This window comes from Paracoccus marinus (assembly GCF_007018965.1).
Taxonomy (GTDB): domain Bacteria; phylum Pseudomonadota; class Alphaproteobacteria; order Rhodobacterales; family Rhodobacteraceae; genus Paracoccus; species Paracoccus marinus.
This window is the reverse complement of sequence record NZ_VJYZ01000012.1, coordinates 1-19,590: the sequence shown is the minus strand read 5'-3', so window position 1 is coordinate 19,590 and position 19,590 is coordinate 1. Positions and strand designations below refer to the sequence as shown.

At 67.8% G+C, this 19,590-nt stretch carries 17 protein-coding genes and 3 pseudogenes; 15 read left to right on the top strand and 5 right to left on the bottom strand.

Annotation, left to right across the window (positions count from 1 at the left end):
• Positions 1 to 184 precede the first annotated feature (184 nt).
• A complete protein-coding gene (locus FNF32_RS07750; protein ID WP_131675453.1) occupies positions 185 to 970 on the top strand; it encodes a hypothetical protein in 786 nt (261 codons plus the stop codon).
• Positions 971 to 1,030: 60 nt separating this feature from the next.
• On the opposite strand, the pseudogene FNF32_RS07745 reads toward FNF32_RS07750, so the two are convergent.
• A pseudogene (locus FNF32_RS07745) lies at positions 1,031 to 1,348 on the bottom strand (DUF3489 domain-containing protein); the annotation flags it as partial.
• On the opposite strand from FNF32_RS07745, the pseudogene FNF32_RS07740 reads away from it, so the two are divergent.
• The 14 genes and pseudogenes from FNF32_RS07740 to chrA form a co-directional block, all read left to right on the top strand.
• Positions 1,343 to 1,969, top strand: a pseudogene (locus FNF32_RS07740) (DUF2163 domain-containing protein); the annotation flags it as partial. The pseudogenes FNF32_RS07745 and FNF32_RS07740 overlap by 6 nt on opposite strands.
• Positions 1,966 to 2,400: an NlpC/P60 family protein gene (locus tag FNF32_RS07735; RefSeq protein ID WP_131675452.1), complete on the top strand. Its 435-nt coding sequence runs from the start codon at positions 1,966 to 1,968 to the stop codon at positions 2,398 to 2,400. The pseudogene FNF32_RS07740 and the gene FNF32_RS07735, both read left to right, overlap by 4 nt.
• A 9-nt stretch (positions 2,401 to 2,409) precedes the next feature.
• Positions 2,410 to 6,375 (top strand): baseplate multidomain protein megatron, encoded by a 3,966-nt coding sequence (locus FNF32_RS07730; protein ID WP_143796556.1) that lies wholly within the window; start codon positions 2,410 to 2,412, stop codon positions 6,373 to 6,375.
• A gap of 10 nt (positions 6,376 to 6,385) precedes the next feature.
• Positions 6,386 to 7,462, top strand: coding sequence for a DUF2793 domain-containing protein (locus tag FNF32_RS07725; RefSeq protein ID WP_131675469.1), 1,077 nt, complete (start codon positions 6,386 to 6,388; stop codon positions 7,460 to 7,462).
• 53 nt (positions 7,463 to 7,515) lie between these two features.
• Positions 7,516 to 7,770 (top strand): DUF6127 family protein, encoded by a 255-nt coding sequence (locus FNF32_RS07720; protein WP_111432025.1) that lies wholly within the window; start codon positions 7,516 to 7,518, stop codon positions 7,768 to 7,770.
• A 74-nt stretch (positions 7,771 to 7,844) separates the two neighbouring features.
• Entirely contained in the window at positions 7,845 to 8,519 is a 675-nt protein-coding gene (locus tag FNF32_RS07715) for a YcbK family protein (protein WP_143796555.1), read from the top strand.
• Positions 8,516 to 8,773 (top strand): hypothetical protein, encoded by a 258-nt coding sequence (locus FNF32_RS07710; RefSeq protein ID WP_131675213.1) that lies wholly within the window; start codon positions 8,516 to 8,518, stop codon positions 8,771 to 8,773. Before FNF32_RS07715 ends, FNF32_RS07710 begins: the two co-directional genes overlap by 4 nt.
• 248 nt (positions 8,774 to 9,021) lie before the next feature.
• The gene (locus FNF32_RS07700; protein ID WP_131675215.1) at positions 9,022 to 9,354 is read left to right on the top strand and encodes an ArsR/SmtB family transcription factor; all 333 of its coding nucleotides are present in this window, start codon (positions 9,022 to 9,024) and stop codon (positions 9,352 to 9,354) included.
• A gap of 10 nt (positions 9,355 to 9,364) precedes the next feature.
• Positions 9,365 to 9,889, top strand: a complete 525-nt coding sequence (locus FNF32_RS07695) for an arsenate reductase ArsC (protein ID WP_131675216.1) — start codon at positions 9,365 to 9,367, stop codon at positions 9,887 to 9,889.
• The gene (locus tag FNF32_RS07690; RefSeq protein ID WP_131675217.1) at positions 9,886 to 10,572 is read left to right on the top strand and encodes an aquaporin; all 687 of its coding nucleotides are present in this window, start codon (positions 9,886 to 9,888) and stop codon (positions 10,570 to 10,572) included. The genes FNF32_RS07695 and FNF32_RS07690 overlap by 4 nt, the downstream gene beginning before the upstream one ends.
• A 4-nt stretch (positions 10,573 to 10,576) precedes the next feature.
• Entirely contained in the window at positions 10,577 to 10,999 is a 423-nt protein-coding gene (arsC, locus tag FNF32_RS07685; RefSeq protein ID WP_131675218.1) for an arsenate reductase (glutaredoxin), read from the top strand.
• Positions 10,992 to 11,711 carry an arsenical resistance protein ArsH gene (arsH, locus tag FNF32_RS07680; protein WP_131675219.1) on the top strand — a complete coding sequence of 240 codons (720 nt, stop codon included), beginning with the start codon at positions 10,992 to 10,994 and terminating at the stop codon, positions 11,709 to 11,711. The genes arsC and arsH overlap by 8 nt, the downstream gene beginning before the upstream one ends.
• 339 nt (positions 11,712 to 12,050) lie before the next feature.
• Positions 12,051 to 12,887 carry a chromate resistance protein ChrB domain-containing protein gene (locus FNF32_RS07675; protein WP_131675220.1) on the top strand — a complete coding sequence of 279 codons (837 nt, stop codon included), beginning with the start codon at positions 12,051 to 12,053 and terminating at the stop codon, positions 12,885 to 12,887.
• Positions 12,884 to 14,290: a chromate efflux transporter gene (gene chrA / locus FNF32_RS07670; RefSeq protein ID WP_131675221.1), complete on the top strand. Its 1,407-nt coding sequence runs from the start codon at positions 12,884 to 12,886 to the stop codon at positions 14,288 to 14,290. Before FNF32_RS07675 ends, chrA begins: the two co-directional genes overlap by 4 nt.
• 136 nt (positions 14,291 to 14,426) lie before the next feature.
• Here the strand turns inward: chrA and copM are convergent, their stop codons facing one another.
• From copM to FNF32_RS07650, 4 genes and pseudogenes are all read right to left on the bottom strand, one after another.
• Positions 14,427 to 15,980: a CopM family metallochaperone gene (copM, locus tag FNF32_RS07665; protein WP_246087739.1), complete on the bottom strand. Its 1,554-nt coding sequence runs from the start codon at positions 15,978 to 15,980 to the stop codon at positions 14,427 to 14,429.
• Positions 15,981 to 16,103: 123 nt separating this feature from the next.
• A complete protein-coding gene (locus tag FNF32_RS07660) occupies positions 16,104 to 16,445 on the bottom strand; it encodes a hypothetical protein (protein WP_221930685.1) in 342 nt (113 codons plus the stop codon).
• Between the two features lie 161 nt (positions 16,446 to 16,606).
• Positions 16,607 to 17,092, bottom strand: coding sequence for a DUF411 domain-containing protein (locus FNF32_RS07655; RefSeq protein WP_143796554.1), 486 nt, complete (start codon positions 17,090 to 17,092; stop codon positions 16,607 to 16,609).
• Between the two features lie 86 nt (positions 17,093 to 17,178).
• Positions 17,179 to 19,515, bottom strand: a pseudogene (locus tag FNF32_RS07650) (heavy metal translocating P-type ATPase); the annotation flags it as partial.
• Between the last annotated feature and the right edge of the window lie 75 nt (positions 19,516 to 19,590).

Sequence of the window (19,590 nt, the reverse complement as noted above, 5' to 3'; positions counted from 1 at the left end):
TCGGCCTGTTCCCGTTTCCCATAGAACACCTCCTGGTTCCTCAGTTGGTGCTCTCCACATTTTCCGGGCAAGTCCAATTCAGCTGACCACATGCAGGGGCTCAGCATTGCCGCGATACTGTTCAGATCCTATGGTTTCCCGAAGTTGGGGATGGGCCTGAAATGCTTCCCGTCCAGGCGTATGGATGGGGATCGAAATATTGAAGGACGCCAGCGAGCAAACGACCAGCGCGGATACGCTTCCGGATGGCCTTGAGGCACTGCGGCCGGAACTCAGCCTGTCGGATGTGATGAGACTGATCGAGCGGACAGCGCGATGGGTCGACCCCAAAACATTCAATTATCTGCCGCTCTGGTATCCTGAGCATGCGCGGCGTGGCTTGTTCTACAAATCCAACTGGTCCGAGCCGCAGATGAACCGCAACCGCCAGACAGGCGTCAGCATCCACAAACCCGAAGGAAACGTGCACGCGAACAAGGCGCTGACGCTGGCTCTCGGCCTGCGGGCGGGAGAACGACCGAACTGGTCGTGCTGCCACATCTGGGGCGTCGATGATGCTCTCTTCCAGGTCAGCAACGCTGTGGTTCAGGATAGGCGCTTCTTCTCCTGCGTCGCGAACATGGTCCTGCTGCCTACGCCGCTGAAGGCGTTCACGGACGTGATGTCCGACGTGAAGATGATGCTTCGCGTCTGTGCGCTCCACCTTTACGGCTGGTCCTGCGATCATGAAGATGTCGCGGGCATCGCTGGTCAGGTTGCCGAATGGGAGAACTGGGACGCGTATCCGAAGAGCTGGCCGAAGCCCGACCGGACCTCGCTCCCGCTCGGCACGGCCAAGTTCTCAACGCGGATTAAGGATGCGGCCGACCGCAGGAAGGCCGCCATTCGCAATGATCTGGCATCGGCTGGCCCACACTATCCTCGGGATGATGTCCGCAAGGTGCTCGACTACTGGAGCATCTCGCTCTGAGACGCGGAAGCCGCCGCCCCATGTGGGACGGCGGCATTCAGACCTGCTTGTTGAGCGGCGTCAGTCGCGCGGCAGGCTGTAGACCCGCCCGCGACCTTCGACCTTCTCGGAGGTGACTTCGAGCCCGAGCTTCTTCTTGAGCGCGCCTGCGAAGGCGCCCCGGACCGTATGTGGCTGCCAGCCTGTGGCTTCGACGATCTCGTCGATGGTCGCACCGCCTTCGGCGCGGAGCATCTCGATCAGCTTCGCCTGCTTGGTGCCCGTGCGCGGCGTGCGCGCCATGGGCGCGGGGTCGGCTTTGGCCGGAGCGTCCTGCGGGGCCTCCGCACTCGGCGCCTCGTTGGCGCCCGTGGGAGCGCTGTGGTCGCCTTCATCCTCGACGGCCGCTGGGACAATGCGGAGGTCGAGGTCTGGCGCGTGAACTGGGCCGACACGAGCCAGCGCGTGCTGATGCGCCGGGGCGCCATCGGCCAGATCCGGCGCGGGCGGCTGGCCTTCGTCGCCGAGGTGCGCTCGCTCGCCCATGTGCTGGGCCAGACGGTCGGGCGGACCTTTCAAGCGACCTGTGATGCGGCGCTCGGCGATGCGCGCTGCGGTGTCGATCTGGAGGACCCGGCCGTGAAGGGAACCGGCGCCGTGATCGACCTTTTGCGCGACCGCGCCTTCACCGCCTCCGGGCTCGGCGGCTTCGCCTCTGGCTGGTTCACCTTCGGCACGCTGGACTGGACGAGTGGCGCGAACGCGGGGCGGCGCACCGAGGTTTTGGGCCATGACGTAACGGATGGCATCGCGGTGCTGACCCTGCTCGAAGCGCCGGTGCGCGCGATCGCCGAGGGCGACGCCTTCACCATCCTCGCAGGCTGCGACAAGCGCATGGAGACCTGCGGCGCGAAGTTCGCCAACACCGCCAACTTCCGAGGCTTCCCGCACATCCCCGGCCAGGACGCGGTGCTGCGCTACGCCACCAAGGACGGCGGGCACGAGGGGTCCGTACTTTGACCGCCGCCGATCCCACCCGTGTCATCACAATCGCACGGTCCTGGCTCGGCACGCCCTATCACGATCAGGCCAGCCTGCGCGGCGTCGGCTGCGATTGCCTCGGGCTCGCCCGGGGAGTCTGGCGCGAGGTCGTCGGTCCCGAGCCATTCCCGATCCCGCCCTACAGCCGCGACTGGGGCGAGACAGGGCCGCGCGAGTTTCTGGCCGAGGGGGGGCGTCGCATGATGATCGAGGTGTCGCCTGGCGAGGCCGGTCCCGGCGCGCTGGTGCTCTTCCGCATGAAGCCCCGCGCCATCGCCAAGCATGTCGGGATCCTGACCGGTCCCGCCTCCTTCCTCCACGCCTATGAGCGGCTCGGCGTGATCGAGGAACCGCTCACCCCATCCTGGCGGCGGCGCATCGCCTTCGCCTTCCTGTTTCCGCAACGCTGAGACCCCGACATGGCAACGCTTGTCCTCGGTGCCGCAGGCGCAGCCATTGGCGGCAGCATCGGCGGCGCGATCCTCGGCGTCAGCGCCGCGACCATCGGCGGCTTCATCGGCTCCACCATCGGCTCGGTCGTCGACAGCTGGATCATCTCGTCGCTGGCGCCCACCCAGCGCATCGAGGGAGCGCGGCTCGACACGCTGCGCATCACCTCGGCCACCGAGGGTGCGGTCATCCCGCGGCTCTACGGCCGGATGCGCATGGGCGGCAACATCATCTGGGCGACGGATTTCCGCGAGGAGACGAAGACCACCACCCAAGGCGGCGGCAAGGGCGGCGGCGGCGGCAAGGTCAAGACGACCGAGTATCTGTACTATGCGAGCTTTGCGGTCGCATTGTGCGAGGGCCCGATCACCGGCATCGGCCGCATCTGGGCGGACGGCAAGCCGATGGACCTCTCCGGCGTTACCTGGCGCTGGTATCCGGGTGACGAGACGCAGACCGCCGACCCGTTCATCGCCGCGAGGATGGGCGTGGCCGGGACGCCTGCCTATCTCGGCACCGCCTATGTGGTCTTCGAGGAATTGGCGCTCTCGACCTACGGCAACCGCCTGCCGCAGCTTTCCTTCGAGGTGTTCCGGCCGCTCGCCGATCCCGACACCGCCGAGGGGCTGACCCGCGCCGTCACCATGATCCCCGCCTCGGGCGAATTCACCTATGCGACGCAGGCCATCCGCAAGACCGACGGCGGCGCGACGGTGCCCGAGAACCTGAACGCGCTGGCCGAATCCAACGACATGGTCGAAGCGCTCGACCGGCTGCAGGCGATGGCCCCGGCGGTCGAAAGCGTCAGCCTCGTGGTGGCGTGGTTCGGCGACGATCTGCGCGCGGGATCGTGCAAGGTGCGGCCGGGCGTCGAGGTCTCGGCTAAATCGACCACGCCCGCCAGCTGGTCGGTGAACGGCGTCAGCCGCGCCAACGCCTTCCTCGTCAGCCGCGACGATCAGGACCGCCCGGTCTATGGCGGCACGCCGTCCGACTTCGCGGTGGTGCAGGCGATCCAGGAGATGAAGGCCCGCGGGCTGCGGGTCACCTTCTACCCGTTCATCCTGATGGACGTGCCACCCGGCAACACGCTGCCGAACCCGTATTCCGACAACGCCGCCGAGACCGGCCAGCCCGCCTTCCCATGGCGGGGGCGGATCACTTGTTCGCCCGCTGCGGGCTTCGCCGGAACCGTCGACCAGACCGCCACGGCCGCAAGCCAGGTCGCGGCGCTGTTCGGCGCGGCCACGCCCGGCAGCTTCAGCGTCACAGGTCAGTCGGTTTCGTGGACCGGGCCCTCCGGCGACTGGGGTCTGCGGCGCATGGTGCTGCACTACGCCCATCTCTGTGCGGCGGCGGGCGGGGTCAATGCCTTCCTGATCGGCACCGAGATGCCGGGGCTGACGACCATCCGTTCGGGCGCGGCCACCTATCCGGCGGTTCAGGCCTATCGGGACCTGCTTGCGGATGTGCGCTCGATCCTCGGGTCCGGCACCAGGATCGGCTATGCCGCCGACTGGTCGGAGTATTTCGGGCATCAGCCGGGCGATGGCTCGGGCGACGTGCTCTTCCACCTCGACCCGCTCTGGGCCGATCCGGAGATCGATTTCGTCGGGATCGACAACTACATGCCGCTGTCGGACTGGCGGGACGGCTTCGAGCATACCGACGCGGCCGAGGGCTGGCCCGCGATCTACGACCGCGCCTACCTGCAGGGGAACATCGCGGGCGGTGAGGGCTACGACTGGTTCTACGCCAGCGCCGCCGACCGAACCGCGCAGGTCCGGACCGCGATCAGCGATGGCGCCGCCAGCAAGCCATGGGTGTTCCGCTACAAGGATCTGCGCAATTGGTGGTCGCATGCGCATTACGACCGCCCTGGCGGCATTGAGAGCGGCACACCGACGGCATGGACGCCCGAGTCCAAGCCCGTCTGGTTCACCGAGCTCGGCTGTCCGGCCATCGACCGGGGCACGAACCAGCCCAACGTCTTCTTCGACCCGAAGTCGTCGGAGAGCTTCACGCCGCATTTCTCGCGGGGCTGGCGCGATGACGCCATCCAGCGCGCCTATCTCGAGGCGACCTATCTCTGGTGGGGCGAGGCCGCCAACAACCCGATCTCGTCCGTCTACGGCGGCCGCATGGTGCATGTGCCAGAATGCGCCGCCTGGACCTGGGACGCGCGGCCGTACCCGTTCTTCCCCGCGCTGACCGATGTCTGGACGGACGGCGCGAACTGGCGGCTCGGCCACTGGCTGACCGGTCGGCTCGGGGCAGTGTCACTGGCGGCGCTTGTCCGGCACCTTTGCCTGCGCGCGGGGCTGGACGAGTCCTTGATCGACGTCATCGGGCTTTGGGGCGCGGTCGAGGGCTATGCCATCACGGCGCTCGAAAGCCCGCGCGCCTCGATCACCACGCTGTCGCGGCATTTCGGCTTCGACGCAGTGGAAACCGAGGGCGTGATCCGCTTCGTGATGCGCGGCCGGGCCTCCGTCGCCACCCTCGAGCCCGACGATCTGGTCGCCGCCCGCGAGGCCGACGTACTTGAGCTGACGCGCGGCCAGGAAACCGAACTGCCGCAGGCGCTGAAATGGCAGATCGCCCGCGCCGACGAGGACTACGACGCGGCCCTCGTCGAGGCGCGGCGCATCACGGTAGACACGACCCGGATCGCCTCAGAATCCTTCCCGATGGCGGTGCCGCCCGAGGAGGCCGAGCGCCGCTGCCGCCGCGCGCTGATGGAGGCGTGGGTGGGGCGCGAGACGGCGGCATTCCGTGTGCCGCCCTCGCGCCTCGCCCTCGATCCGGCCGACGCGATCCGACTCGCGCATGACGGACGGCTGGTCGACCTGCGGCTCGTCTCGATCGCCGATTCGGATGCCCGCGGCATCGAGGCGGTCCGCCAGGATCGGGCAACCTACGATCTGCCGCCCGGCGATCCCCGCCCGGCCTCGCTGACGCGGGTCGTGGTGTTCGGCGCGCCGGATGCTCTGCTGATGGACCTGCCGCAGCTGAGTGAGGATCAGCCTGCGCATCGTCCCTTCGTCGCAGCCCATGCCGTTCCCTGGCCCGGCGAGATGGCAGTGTTCCGCAGCCCCTCGACCGATGGGTTCGAGTTGCTGACCACGTTTGGCAGCCGCGCCCGGATCGGGGCGCTGGTCTCCGACCTCTACCCGGGCCCCACTTCGCGCTTCGATCTCGGCAACGTGCTGGTGGTCGATCTGCTGACCGGCACGCTGGAAAGCGTCACTGACCTGACGCTCTTCGGCGGGGCGAACGCGCTGGCGGTGGAAACCGCGCCGGGTGTCTGGGAAATCGTGCAGGCCGGCGCGGCCGAGCTGCTGGCGCCCGGCCGCTACCGGCTGACCCGGCTCCTGCGCGGCCAGCGCGGGACCGAGGGCGCGATGGGCAATCCGGCACCCGCGGGCGCGCGGGTCGTCGTGCTGGACACCGCGCTGGCGTCCCTGCCAATTGCCGAGGCCGATCTCGGATCGCCGTGGAACTGGCGCATTGGCCCCGCGAACCGTCCGGTCAGCGACGAGACCTATGTTGCCACGAACTTCATGCCCGAGGGCGTGGGACTCCGGTCGTTCTCGGTCGCTCATGTCGAGCAGCCATGGCGCAGGCCTCGCACGTCCGGCGATCTAACGATCCGCTGGGCGCGCCGGTCCCGCGCGCTCGCCGCCGACAGCTGGGGCGGGCTCGAGGTGCCGCTGGCCGAGGAGCTCGAAGCCTACGAGGTCGAGATCCTCAACGGCGCATCGGTGAAGCGGGTGCTGAGCACCGCCACCACCAGCGCGGTCTACACCGCTGCCCATCAGATCGCCGACTGGGGCGCGCTGCTCAGCCCCGGCGACACGCTCGACATCCGCATCTGCCAGCTCTCTGCCCTCGTGGGGCAGGGCGCGGCCAAGACCGTCACGCTGATACTCTGAAGGCCATCCCATGTCCGACGCCACCACCCATCTCCTGCTGCCCTACATCCTCGCGGCGCAGGCTCAGAAGCATGTCACCCACAACGAGGCGCTGCGGATCCTCGACGGGCTCGTCCAGCTCTCTGTCCTCGATCGGGGCCTGACCGCGCCGCCTCCCAGCCCCGCCGATGGCGACCGCTACATCGTCGCCTCGGGCGCGTCGGGCGTCTGGGCGGGCTGGGACTTGAATGTGGCGCTCTGGACGGACGGCGCGTGGCTGCGTCTGCCGCCGCGGAGCGGGTGGCGGGCATGGGTCGAGGACGAGGGCCTGCTGCTGGTCTATGATGGCGCGGACTGGGTCGGGACCACACCGGCGGCGCTGCAGAACATGGCGCTGCTCGGGCTCGGCACCACGGCGGATACGTCGAACCCGTTCTCGGCCAAGCTGAACGCCGCGCTCTGGACGGCGAAGACCCTGGCCGAGGGCGGGACCGGCGATCTGTTCTACACCATGAACAAGGAGGCCGCCGCAGACGATCTCGGGCTGACCCTGCAGACCGGCTTCGTGACCAAGGCGCTGGTTGGGCTGTTCGGCTCCGACCGCTTTCGGCTCGCGGTCTCTGCTGACGGCAGCACCTTCTTCGACGGGCTGAGCGTCGACAACGCCACCGGCGTCGTCGATCAGCCCCGGCTGCCGCGCTTCAAGGCATACACCAACTACGACAACTATGTTGGAGTGGGGGCCTGGACGAAGATTGACCTGAACAACACCGACTACAACGACCAAGGCGCGTTCGACGCCGCGAACAACCACTTCGTGGCGCCCGTGGATGGCACTTACCTCTTCGGCGCCACGCTGCTCTACAAGGTCAATTCCAGCACGACCGCGCGTATGCGGGGGCGGCTCGTTCTGAACGGCACAACCGAAATCCGCGGCTCCTTCGGGGAGATCTCCGCCACCCACGTCTCGCTCGCCACCACGATCTGGCTGCAGACCATGGTCCCGCTGACGGCAGGCGATACCGTCGAACTGCAGGGGTATTTCCGGGTCGCGGACGGCTACTTCGCCGCCGATCACACGTCCTTCTGGGGCTGCAAGATCGGCTGAGCGGTGGAAGGAGGATCCCGATGACACCACCCCGATCCGACGGCTTCGTCCGCATGCCCGACGCCGAATTCGAGGCGATTCTGACCCGGGCCGCAGAGGAAGGCGCGAAGCGCGCGCTCGCCGATGTCGGTCTCGACGGCGACGAGGCCGCGCTCGACATCCGCGATCTCCGCTCGCTCGTCGACTGCATCCGCCTGGTGCGCCGCACCGCCATGCAGACGGCCGTCCGCATGATCACAACCGGCGTCATGCTGGCGCTGCTCGCGGGCATCGCCATCAAGCTCAAGATCTTCGGCGGCAGCCCGTAGCCGCGCCCCATCCCCATTCATCAGTTCGCAATCACCCGCCCTCGAGGCGGGTTTTTTTCGTTTCGGAGAACCCCATGACCACGACCTTCTACGACCACTGGCGCGACGTCCCCGTGAGCAGCTGGCGCTGGCCGAACTTCTCTCCCGCCGAGATCGCCTGCCGCGGCACCGGCAAGCTGCTGATCAACAAGCCCGCGCTCGACAAGCTACAGGCGTTGCGCGACCGGCTCGGCAAGCCCCTGATCGTCCGTTCGGCCTACCGCAGCCCCGAGCACAACCGCGCCGTCGGCGGCGCGACCCGGTCGAAGCATCTCGACGGCGCTGCCTTCGACATCGCCATGGCGAACCACGACCCGGTGACCTTCGAGGCAGCGGCGCGGGAGGTCGGGTTCCTTGGCTTCGGCTTCTACCGGCGCTCGGGGTTCATCCATGTCGATCTCGGGCCCGCACGGCAGTGGGGCGAGCGCTTCCCGGTCCGGGCGACTGCCTTCGCGGCTGAAACCCCGCCCGCGCGCGAAGTGCTGGCTGACAGCCGCACCATGAAAGGCGGCGGCGCGGCCGGTGTGGCGACGCTGGGCGCAGCCGGGGTCGAGGTCGCGCAGAGCGTCCTGGCCGATACCCAATCTGCCATTCTGCCGCTGGTGCCATATCTCGACACCCTCCGCTGGGTGTTCATTGCCGTGGCACTCGCAGGCGTCGCCGTGACGATCTACGCGCGGCTCGACGACTGGAAACGGGGCCGGCGATGATCAGCACTCTCCTCACCGGGTTCGCCGCCAGCCCGCGGATGCGGGCGGCACTGCGCTACGGCGCCATCATGCTCGCCGTGCTCCTGTTTCTGCTCGCACTCCGGCGCTCCGGCGAAAGCACGGGCCGCCTCGCTGAACGCCTTGAGACCACGGAGAAGGCCAATGATGTCCAACGCCGGATGCTGGAGGCGGCGGCTCGCCGCCCTCGCGATCGCAACGAGCTCGCTGAGCGGATGCGCGACGGTCGGTTCTGAGCCCGGCATCGCGACCGCTTGTCCGCCCGTGGTCGAGTACAGCCGCGAGGTTCAGGAGCGCGCGGCCGAGGAACTCGAGGTGCTGCCGGCTGGATCCGCCATCAGCGAAATGCTCGCCGATTACAGCACGATGCGGGATCAGGCGCGATCCTGCGCCAGTCCCTCCAGGCGAAGGTTGGCAAGATGAAGCGGGACAACCAACATCGCGCAGGCTTGTGCGTGCCCATTATATCCAGTATTCTCGATATATGGAAACGAATCATGCGCTCGCCTCGCTCTCGGCCCTTGGTCAGGACACCCGGCTCGACGTGTTCCGTCTGCTGGTGAAGGCCGGCACGGACGGCATGCTGGCCGGCGAGATCGGGCAGGCGCTGGACGTGCGGCAGAATACCCTGTCGGCAAACCTGTCGATCCTGCTGAACGCGGGGCTGGTGCGGAACCAGCGGGAAGGACGGGCGATCCGCTATTTCGCCGACATGGATGGGATGCGGGCGTTGCTCGCCTTCCTGATGGAAGATTGCTGCGGCGGGCGGCCCGAGCTTTGCCAGCCCGTCATCAATGAAATCGCCTGCGTCTGCTGAGGAGGAAGCCATGGCGAAACCCTACAACGTCCTGTTTCTCTGCACCGGCAATTCGGCGCGTTCGATCCTGGCCGAGGCCATTGTCAACCGCGAAGGCCGGGGGCGTTTTCGCGGCTTCTCGGCCGGCTCGAAACCCAGGGGAGAGGTGCATCCCTACACGTTCCAGCTGTTGAAGCGGCAGAACCACGATATCGGTTTCGCCCGGTCGAAAAGCTGGGATGAATTCGCCGGGCCGGAGGCGCCGCAAATGGATTTCGTCATCACCGTCTGCGATCAGGCGGCGGCCGAGGAATGCCCCTTTTGGCCCGGCCAGCCGATGACCGCGCATTGGGGCGTCCCGGATCCGGCCCTTGCCACCGGAAACGAAGCCGAGCGGCACCTTGCCTTTTCCGAGGCCTATCGGTTGCTGCGCAACCGGATCTCCACTTTCGTCAGTCTGCCCATCGCTTCGCTGGACCGGATGGCACTGCAGGACCGGCTCGACTCGATCGGTCGCGACCGTAGTGGCGCGGTGCACGGGACCGAGCCCGCATGAGTTTCGACCCCGCGCGTCGCCTTGCCGCCGAAGCGCTCGGCACGCTCGCACTGGTCGCAACCGTGGTCGGGTCGGGGATCATGGGGGCTGCGCTGTCGGACGATACCGCCGTCTCGCTTCTGGCCAACACCATCGCGACCGGCGCCATCCTCGTGGTGCTGATCACGCTCTTCGGCCCCGTCTCGGGCGCGCATTTCAACCCGGCGGTGACGCTGGTCTTCGCGCTGCGCCGCGAACTCCCATGGGCGCAGGCCGGCGCCTATGTCGTGGTGCAGGTCGCTGGCGGCATCGCCGGGAGCCTGCTCGCGCACGCCATGTTCGATCTGCCGTTATGGCAGGTCTCGACGACGCTGCGCAGCGGCACGGGACAGTGGCTGGCCGAGATCGTCGCCACCTTCGGCCTGATCGCCGCCATCCTCGGCGGGTTGCGGTTCCGGGCCGAGGCGGTGGCCTGGCTGGTCGGGCTCTATATCACCGCCGCCTACTGGTTCACCGCCTCGACCAGCTTCGCCAATCCGGCGGTGGCCATCGGCCGCGCCGTCTCGGACACGTTCGCCGGCATCCGTCCGGCCGATGTGCCCGCCTTCGTTCTGGCCGAGATCGCCGGCGCGGCTCTGGCGCTGGCGTTCTTCGGCTGGCTCCTCTCCCCGCAATCCGGAACGCGCGCAGCCGCCGCAGAGTGACTCCATGACCATCGTGATCCATCACAACACCGACTGCGGCACCTCCCGCAACGTGCTCGACATTATCCGCAAGTCAGGCACCGAGCCGGTGATCATTGACTATCTCACACAAGGCTGGACCCGCCCGCAACTCATCGGACTTTTCGCCGCTGCGGGGCTGACCCCGCGCGAGGCGTTGCGGGTGTCGAAATCGCCCGCAGTCGAGTTGGGGCTGACCGATCCGTCCGTCAGCGACGAGGCGCTGCTCGACGCCATGATCGCACATCCGATCCTCGTCAACCGGCCCATCGTCTGTTCGCCCAAGGGCGTGCGCCTGTGCCGGCCGTCCGAGGCGGTGCTCGGCCTGCTCGACCGGATGCCGCCGGGACCGCTCTACAAGGAGGATGGCGAGATGATCCTCGACGCCGAGGGCAGGCGCCTTGACTGATATGCCCGCGCTTGACGACAGGCATGTCCGCGACATCGACCCCGAGGCGCTGTTTTCGGGCGAGCGGCGTGGCGATCCGCCCCGCATTCTCCTGCTCTATGGCTCGCTGCGCCAGCGCAGCTTTTCGCGTTTCGCCGCAGAGGAAGCCGCCCGCATCCTGCGCCGGCTCGGGGCCGACACACGGATGTTCAACCCATCGGGCCTGCCGCTGCCCGACGATGCCCCCGCCGATCATCCGAAGGTGGCAGAGTTGCGGGCACTCGTCGCCTGGTGCGATGGCATGGTCTGGTGCTCGCCCGAGCGGCACGGCGCCATGACCGGCGTCATGAAGGCACAGATCGACTGGATCCCGCTCTCCATCGGCGCTGTCCGGCCGACCCAGGGCAAGACGCTGGCGGTGATGCAGGTCAGCGGCGGCTCGCAGAGCTTCAACGCCGTCAACCAGTTGCGCATCCTCGGCCGCTGGATGCGCTGCCTGACGATTCCGAACCAGTCCTCGGTCCCGAAGGCCTGGGGCGAGTTCGACGACAACGGGCGCATGCGGCCGTCGCCCTTCTACGACCGCATCGTCGACGTGATGGAGGAACTGGTCAAGTTCACCGTGTTGACCCGCGACATCCGCGAGCACCTCGTGGACCGGTATTCCGAGCGGAAGGAGACGGGCGAGGCTCTGATCGCGCGGGTCAGCCGGACGGCGGGGGCTGACCGCTGATCCAGAAGTCTCGGCGCATATTCTTGAGCCCGGCTGTGCGGGAGCAGCGGGCCTACTTCCAAGAATATCGAACCAGCGCCACACCAGTTCGACGCGCTCGGTAGCACCATATCCCGCCGCCAGATGCACAGAGGCCGGCGGCAACGGATTTCCCGATCGACAGATCCGCCGGTCGACCCGGTGCGGGCGGTCACGGATCGCTTGGTGGTTGGTCGAACGTCAATTGACAGCGCACAGACATTCGGTGATTTTTGGGTGATGGGGATCCGCGATCTCCCCACGAGGCGACAGCCGAAGCTCGCGTTCCACCTCAACCTCGATTCCCAAGGAGGAACGCAAATGCCTGCGCCCGACGCCATCCCTGCCGACAAGCTGACCAAGCTGATCGGCACCCCCCGTTGCCCGACCCTGCTCGATGTCCGCGCCGAGGCCGCCCGTGCCGCCGACCCGCGACTGGTTCCTGCCGCCCGCCCGCTCGGCGAGGGGGAAATCACCCCCGATGCGTTAGCGCGACTTATGGTAGGCCTGACCGGTCCCGTTGTCGTCATCTGCGCCGAGGGGCACAGGCGCAGTCAGGGCGTCGCCGCCGTGCTGCGCAGCGCGGGCGTGCCAGCCGAGTATCTGGAAGGCGGACAGGCGGCCTGGATCGCGGCGGGCCTTCCGCTCGTCGATCCCGGCAAGATCACCGCCCGCGATGCGGACGGACGAACCGTCTGGGTGACACGTTCCCGGCCCAAGATCGATCGGATTGCCTGTCCGTGGCTGATCCGGCGCTTCGTCGATCCGCGCGCGGTCTTCCTCTATGTGGCGCCGCCGGAAGTCGTGGGCGTCGCGGAACTGTTCGGGGCGATGCCCTACGACATCGAGGAGGTGTTCTGGAGCCATCGCGGCGAGCTTTGCACCTTCGACATCATGTTGGCCGAGTTCGGGCTGGAAGTACCGGCGCTTGACCGGCTGGCCACCATCGTGCGCGGCGCCGATACGGCGCGGCTTGACCTTGCGCCCGAGGCAGCCGGGCTTCTGGCCGCCTCGCTCGGCCTCTCACGCATGTTTGCCGACGACCTTGAACAGCTTGATGCCGGCATGGCGCTTTACGACGCCTTCTATCGCTGGGCGCGCGACGCAACGGACGAAATGCACAACTGGCCGACGAACCGACCGGGAGGTGCGAGATGACGGATGCGGCACTGACCTCCCAGCGAGGCGCCGCGCCGCCGCAGAACTATCCTACGCTGACCGAGGCGACGCGGGTCTGGGCACGCATCGCGCTTCTATCCTTCGGAGGGCCGGCCGGGCAGATCGCGGTGATGCACCGCATCCTGGTCGAGGAGAAGCGGTGGATCGGGGACGGCCGCTTCCTGCATGCGCTCAATTTCTGCATGTTGCTCCCGGGTCCGGAGGCGCAGCAGCTCGCCACCTATGTGGGCTGGCTGATGCACGGCATCCGCGGCGGCCTGATCGCGGGCATTCTGTTCGTGCTGCCCGGCGTGATCGCGATCATGGCGCTGAGCTGGCTCTACGCCCTCTATGGCGACGTGAGAGTGGTCGAGGCGATGTTCTTCGGCCTCAAAGCGGCGATCCTCGCCATTGTGCTGCAGGCCGTGGTCCGCATCGGTCGGCGGGCACTGAAGAACGACGCGATGCGTCTGCTCGCCGCGCTGTCGTTCGTCGCGATCTTCGCCTTCGATGCTCCGTTCCCGCTGATCGTGCTAATCGCCGCGCTGATCGGATTTCTTGGAGCGCGGACCGGCCTCCGCGCCTTCGCGACGGGCCGCAGTCACGGGTCGGTCGGTAGCGTCCATGTCGACGATGCCGAGACGCTTCTCGGCGAGGAGATGGCCGAGATGCCGGCGGCGACGCGACGCGGAGCGCTCGCTGCGGGCGCGGCGGCGCTGGTGCTCTGGCTCGGGACGGTGGCAGCGCTGGTCCTCGCCGTTGGGCCCAGCAACGTCTTCGCCGAGATCGCGACCTTCTTCTCGAAGATGGCGGTGGTGACCTTCGGCGGCGCCTATGCGGTGCTCGCCTATGTGGCGCAGGAAGCCGTCGGGACCTATGGCTGGCTCCGCCCCGGCGAGATGCTCGACGGCCTCGGCATGGCCGAGACCACGCCCGGCCCACTGATCATGGTGCTTCAGTTCGTGGGCTTCCTCGGGGCCTTTCGCGAGGCGGGCTGGGACAACGCACTGCTCGCCGGGACGCTGGGCGGGCTGCTGGCCACCTGGGTCACCTTCGCACCATGCTTCGCCTTCATCTTCCTGGGTGCGCCCTACATGGAGGGCCTCCGTGCCAACCAGGGATTGTCCGCTGCCCTGACCGCCGTCACCGCTTCGGTCGTCGGCGTGATCCTGAATCTCGCGATCTGGTTCGCGATCCACGTGATCTGGCGCGAGGTGGAGCGGATCGAGGCCGGGCCACTCTCAATAGAATTGCCTGTCCTCGGATCGATCGATTGGACCGCGGCGACGCTGTCTGCGCTGGCCCTTGTCGCCGTATTCCGATTGAAGCTCGGGATGGCGTCGGTGCTGGCCGTGGCGGCGTTTCTCGGCGTCGCTCTCCACGCTGCGGGGTTGGTCAGCTAGGGAAACGGCCCGGTGCAGCGGAACGGCGAACCCGGCGTCGGAGGCGGCTCGGCAGACTGCTGCGGTCGCACCCCTGCGTCTGGCAGGGGCCCAGAGGAAACCTGCGCCGGAGCGAAACCGCCCCGGCGCCAATCGCTCAGCGGGTCGGGCCGCCGTAGACGATGCCGTTCGGGCGGTCGCCCACCGGCACCGTGCTGACGACCTCCTGCCTTGCCACGTCGATCACCGAGACGCTGTCATCGACGATATTGGTCACGAACACGAAGGCCGCGTCGGCCGATGCCGATACGCCGTGGGCGCCGCCGCCGGTGGTGAGGGTCTTCACCACCTGACCGGTCGCGGTGTCGATCACCGACACGGTGTCGTTCGGCTCCGCCTCGGTGCCCTGGTTGGCGACGTAGACGAATTTCCCGTCCTGCGTCGCGATGACCTGGATCGGGTTCGGCCCCACGTCGATCTTGCCTGTGACCTCGCGCGTCGCAGTGTCGATGACTGCAACACGATTCTCGTCGCGCAGCGAGACATAGACCTGAGCACCCGAAGGCGTGAAGCCGACCTGGACGGGCGCCGCGCCCACCGGAATGCGCGCGACCTCGGACAGCGCTTGCGTGTCGATGACGGACACCGACCCGTCCTCGACATTGGCCACGTAAAGCTCGGTCTCGTCCGGGCTGAGCCGCAGACCGTGCGGATAGTCCCCGGTCGCGATGCGCCCGATGACCTCGGCCTTTGCGAGGTCAACCACGGCGATCTCGTCGCCGCCGGCCAGTGAGACGAAGGCGCGCCCCTGCCGGTCGGCGACCACATGGGCCGGGTGCGAACCTACCGCGACGATGGCCTTGGGCGTCGAGACGTTCTGCGGATCGAGGATGACCAGCTGGCCCTCGGCAGCGCCTTCCGCGCCGTGACCGTGTCCGCCGGACCCGTGATCCCCCTCGGCGGCGGGATCACCGACCGCCAGCAGCAGCTTACCATCGGGCGTCAGATCGACGTTGTGCGGCGCGACCGGGATGGAGACGGTCTGGACCGATCCGGTGCCGAGATCGATGGCGCTGATCGAGTTGCCGCCTTCATCGGCAGACCAGACGGTCCCGCCGGTTCGGGCGAGCGCGGCCTGTGCGTCGCCGGCGTTCGTGGCCAGCCATGCCTGCATTTCGGCGATCTCGCGTTCCTGCGCATCGATGATCTGTGCTGCCCATTCTTTCGTTTGCGGATCGTTGCCGTATTGCTGGACGATCCTGGCCATGTCGATCGCTCCCTGATGATGCGGGATCATGCCGCGGACGAAGGCGACATCCGGATCGTCGGCCATGACGCCGTCCATCATCGGCGCGTGCATCGCGTCCATCGCCTCGACATAGGCCCGCGTGAAGTCCGGAAGGCTTTCGTTCGCTTGGGCGATCCCGGCGTCCGGCGCGCCCGTCATTCCCTGCATCATCCCGCCCTGCATCATCTGGCGCATTGCGCCCATGCATTCCGGGGTCATGGCCTGCATCATGGCCCGGCACTGCTCGGGCATCATCCCTTGCATGGCGGACATCTGGCCTGAAGGCGGCGTTGGCGCGGGCATCTGCTCGACCTGCGCAGGCGGCGTTGCCGGGTGGTGGGTATCATGCCCGGCCTGCGCGAGAGCAGCCCCCGGCAGGCCAGCCAGGACACTGACAAAAAGGGCGATTGCGGTTCGGTTCATGAATTTCATCCTTTGGTTCCTGAGCGCCGACCCGGATTCGCAGGCGCGGCTCTCCATTCTGTTCGTTGGTCTTTCGGGCTGGCGCCGGATCGGCCGCAGACATCTCGCGGCGATCCCGGCGCATCACTCCGCGCCAGGACGCGGCGGCCTCAGGATGCCTTCGGGGGATCGGTCGTGCGGATCAGGGCGCACAACCGTGAAAACCTCGCCGCTCACGGACGGGCCGAACTCCGGCGGCGCGACGAGAACCGCGGCGGTCAGACAGATCTGGCAGCAATCCGCCAGGTTTGGGCTACCGTCCGTAGTCACGCAGCCAGCACCTGGATCGGCGCCATGGTGGTCCGGCAGGTGATGGCCGGCGCAGTGGCTTGCCGTGCCGGCAGCCTGTTGCTGGTGGATGGCGTGACCGGCGGGGCTGGCATGTGCCGGGCCCTGCAGAACCAGCGCGCCGATGGCAAGCAGCACAATGCAGATCGCAACTTGTCGCAATCGGCCGCAGCCCGTCCGGAAAACAGCTCGCGCCCGCCCGGTCATGCGCCAGCTTCCCGCTGGCAGAGGCAAGCCGCCTCGGCCAGGAGCTGGTTCGGGTTATTCGCAAGCCGTGCGGTCATGTCGGCAACCCCGCGTCAGATTTCCCGCGCGCCGAGGAAGCGGCCGAAGCTCCGCGTGGTCGGGCCGAACAGGAAGGCTTCATACGGCTCGGGCGCGACGCCCGGAAAATCCATGCCGGGCGAGCCGGCGGGCATTCCGGGAACGGCCAGCCCCGTGGCAATGGGCCGCTCGGCCAGCAGGCGGCGGATCGCGGCGGCGGGCACATGGCCCTCGACCACATAGCCGCTCACCTCGGCGGTGTGGCAGGACGCCAGTTCCGCCGGCACGCCGAGCCGCTGCTTGAGGCTGCCCATATCGGCGGATTCCACGACCCGCACCGGAAAGCCTGCGGCCTCGATATGTGCGGCCCAACCGTCGCAGCAGCCACAGGACGGGTCCTTGGTAATGCTGACCAGAGGCAGGGTTTCGGCATGCCCCCGGCCGATGGTGGACATCAGCAACGAGAGGGCGCCGATCGCCGCCAGAATGGCGCGGCGGGTGATGGGGTGAGCGCTTCTCATTGTCGAACCTGGTTTCATGGATGGCATTGTCTCGCCGTCACGGTCTGGATGCGATGCACGTAGGAGTGAGCAGGTGCCGCCGATCGTCACAGCTTCACCCTCCGCAGCCGCGCGGCATTGGCGATGACGCTGACCGAGGACAGCGCCATGGCAGCCGCCGCGATGATCGGCGACAGCAGGAGGCCAAAGAACGGGTAGAGCACCCCGGCCGCCACCGGCACGCCGAGCGCGTTGTAGATGAAGGCGAAGAACAGGTTCTGGCGGATGTTGCCCATGACGGCTTCCTACAGCTTGCGTGCCCGGACGATCCCGTTGAGGTCGCCCTTCAGCAGCGTGACGCCCGCGCTTTCCATCGCCACATCGGTGCCGGTGCCCATGGCGATGCCGACGTCCGCTGCGGCCAGCGCGGGCGCGTCGTTGACGCCGTCGCCCGCCATCGCCACCACCTCGCCCGCCGCCTTGTGCCGCTGCACCACCGCGCTTTTCTGGTCAGGCAGGACTTCTGACTCGACCTCGTCGATACCAAGCTGGCGGGCGACCGCCTTGGCCGTGGTCCAGTTGTCGCCGGTCAGCATCACGACGCGGATGCCCTGCGCCTTCAATGCGGCCAGCGCCTCGGGCGTCGAGGGCTTGACCGGATCGGCGATGGCGAAGATCGCCGCCACCTGGCCATCGACGCCCATGAAGATCGCAGTCGCCCCGTCCTCGCGCAGCCGGTCGGCCGCATTGGCCAAGGGTGCTGCATCAACGCCTTGCTCGGCGAGGAACTTCGCGTTGCCAAGCGGAATACGCTTGCCCTCGACCGTGCCATAGGCGCCCTTGCCGGTGGGCGAGTCGAAATCCGCGACCGGCGCGAGATCGAGCCCGCGCTCCTCGGCCGCGCGCACGATGGCGAGCGCCAGCGGATGCTCGCTTGCCCGCTCGACGCTGGCGGCAAGGCGCAGAGCCTCCTCCTCGGTGAAGCCCGCGGCCGGAACGACGGCGGTGACGGCGGGCCGCCCCTCGGTCAGCGTGCCGGTCTTGTCGACGATGATGGTGTCGACCTTCTCCATATGCTCCAGCGCCTCGGCGTTCTTGATCAGCACGCCCGCCTGTGCGCCGCGCCCGACACCGACCATGATCGACATCGGCGTCGCCAGCCCCAGCGCGCAGGGACAGGCGATGATGAGGACCGACACCGCCGCGATCAGACCGAAGGAGAAGCGCGGCTCCGGCCCCCAGATCGACCAGGCGACGAAGGCCAGCACCGCGACCAGGATCACCGCCGGCACGAACCAGCCCGAGACCTGATCGGCGAGCCGCTGGATCGGCGCGCGGCTGCGCTGCGCCTCGGCGACAAGCTGGACGATCTGCGACAGCATGGTGTCGCGCCCGACCTTGCGGGCTTCGATCACCAGCGCGCCGGACTGGTTCATGGTGCCACCGATGGCCTTGGAGCCGACCTCCTTGGTCACCGGCATGGATTCGCCCGTGACCATCGATTCATCGACGGCGCTGCGGCCCTCCAGCACCTCGCCATCGACCGGCACCTTCTCGCCGGGCCGCACCCGCAGGCGGTCGCCGACATGGATGGTGTCGAGTTGCACCTCCTCCTCGGTGCCGTCGTCACGGATGATCCGCGCGGTCTTGGGCGCGAGGTCCAATAGCGCGCGGATCGCGCCGCTGGTGCTCTCGCGCGCCCGCAGCTCCAGCACCTGGCCGAGCAGGACAAGGACGGTGATGACCGCCGCCGCCTCGAAATAGACCGCCACCGAGCCGTCCGGCTGCCGGAACGCATCCGGGAAGATGCCGGGCGCAAGTGTGGCCACGACGCTGTAGATCCAGGCCGTCCCGGTGCCCATGGCAATCAGCGTGAACATGTTGAGGCTGCGGTTGACCAGTGACTGCCAGCCGCGCACGAAGAACGGCCAGCCCGCCCAGAGAACGACCGGCGTTGCCAGGATCAGCTGCAGCCAGTTCGAGGTCCGCTGACCGACATAGTGGTTCAACCCGAGGAAATGGCCGCCCATTTCGAGGATCACCACCGGGATCGCCAGCGCCAGCCCGATGCGGAACCGGCGAGTCATGTCGATCAGTTCCTCGTTGGGCCCATCATCGAGGCTGACCAGCACCGGCTCCAGCGCCATGCCGCAGATCGGGCATGACCCGGGACCGATCTGCCGGATCTCGGGATGCATCGGGCAGGTGTAGGTCGTCCCCTCGGGCACCGGCTCGGCCTTCGCCGCCGCTATGGCCGGATCGAGATAGCGCTCGGGATCGGCCAGGAACTTCTCTCGGCAGCCCGCCGAGCAGAAGTAATACGGCCGGCCGCCATGCTCAGCCTTGTGCCGGGTCGTGTGGGGATCGACCATCATGCCGCAGACCGGGTCCTTGACCTTGTGGGCATTGTCCGGCGCGACGGTCGCGTGGTCATGCGCGTGATGACCTGCCCCCCTCGGGTCCCTCGTTCATAACGAGAGTCTGCGGGTTTGAGATTGGTAGTCGGGTCGGCCGTTCTG

What these genes read in the sequence shown, in the direction of transcription:
- FNF32_RS07695 (WP_131675216.1), top strand. Translation starts at nt 9,365, where the DNA reads ATGGCGAAACCCTACAACGTCCTGTTTCTCTGCACCGGCAATTCGGCG.
- copM (WP_246087739.1), bottom strand. Translation starts at nt 15,980, where the DNA reads ATGAACCGAACCGCAATCGCCCTTTTTGTCAGTGTCCTGGCTGGCCTG.
- FNF32_RS07750 (WP_131675453.1), top strand. Translation starts at nt 185, where the DNA reads ATGGGGATCGAAATATTGAAGGACGCCAGCGAGCAAACGACCAGCGCG.
- FNF32_RS07655 (WP_143796554.1), bottom strand. Translation starts at nt 17,092, where the DNA reads ATGAGAAGCGCTCACCCCATCACCCGCCGCGCCATTCTGGCGGCGATC.
- arsC (WP_131675218.1), top strand. Translation starts at nt 10,577, where the DNA reads ATGACCATCGTGATCCATCACAACACCGACTGCGGCACCTCCCGCAAC.
- FNF32_RS07720 (WP_111432025.1), top strand. Translation starts at nt 7,516, where the DNA reads ATGCCCGACGCCGAATTCGAGGCGATTCTGACCCGGGCCGCAGAGGAA.
- FNF32_RS07725 (WP_131675469.1), top strand. Translation starts at nt 6,386, where the DNA reads ATGTCCGACGCCACCACCCATCTCCTGCTGCCCTACATCCTCGCGGCG.
- FNF32_RS07690 (WP_131675217.1), top strand. Translation starts at nt 9,886, where the DNA reads ATGAGTTTCGACCCCGCGCGTCGCCTTGCCGCCGAAGCGCTCGGCACG.
- chrA (WP_131675221.1), top strand. Translation starts at nt 12,884, where the DNA reads ATGACGGATGCGGCACTGACCTCCCAGCGAGGCGCCGCGCCGCCGCAG.
- FNF32_RS07700 (WP_131675215.1), top strand. Translation starts at nt 9,022, where the DNA reads ATGGAAACGAATCATGCGCTCGCCTCGCTCTCGGCCCTTGGTCAGGAC.
- FNF32_RS07715 (WP_143796555.1), top strand. Translation starts at nt 7,845, where the DNA reads ATGACCACGACCTTCTACGACCACTGGCGCGACGTCCCCGTGAGCAGC.
- FNF32_RS07730 (WP_143796556.1), top strand. Translation starts at nt 2,410, where the DNA reads ATGGCAACGCTTGTCCTCGGTGCCGCAGGCGCAGCCATTGGCGGCAGC.
- FNF32_RS07675 (WP_131675220.1), top strand. Translation starts at nt 12,051, where the DNA reads ATGCCTGCGCCCGACGCCATCCCTGCCGACAAGCTGACCAAGCTGATC.
- FNF32_RS07710 (WP_131675213.1), top strand. Translation starts at nt 8,516, where the DNA reads ATGATCAGCACTCTCCTCACCGGGTTCGCCGCCAGCCCGCGGATGCGG.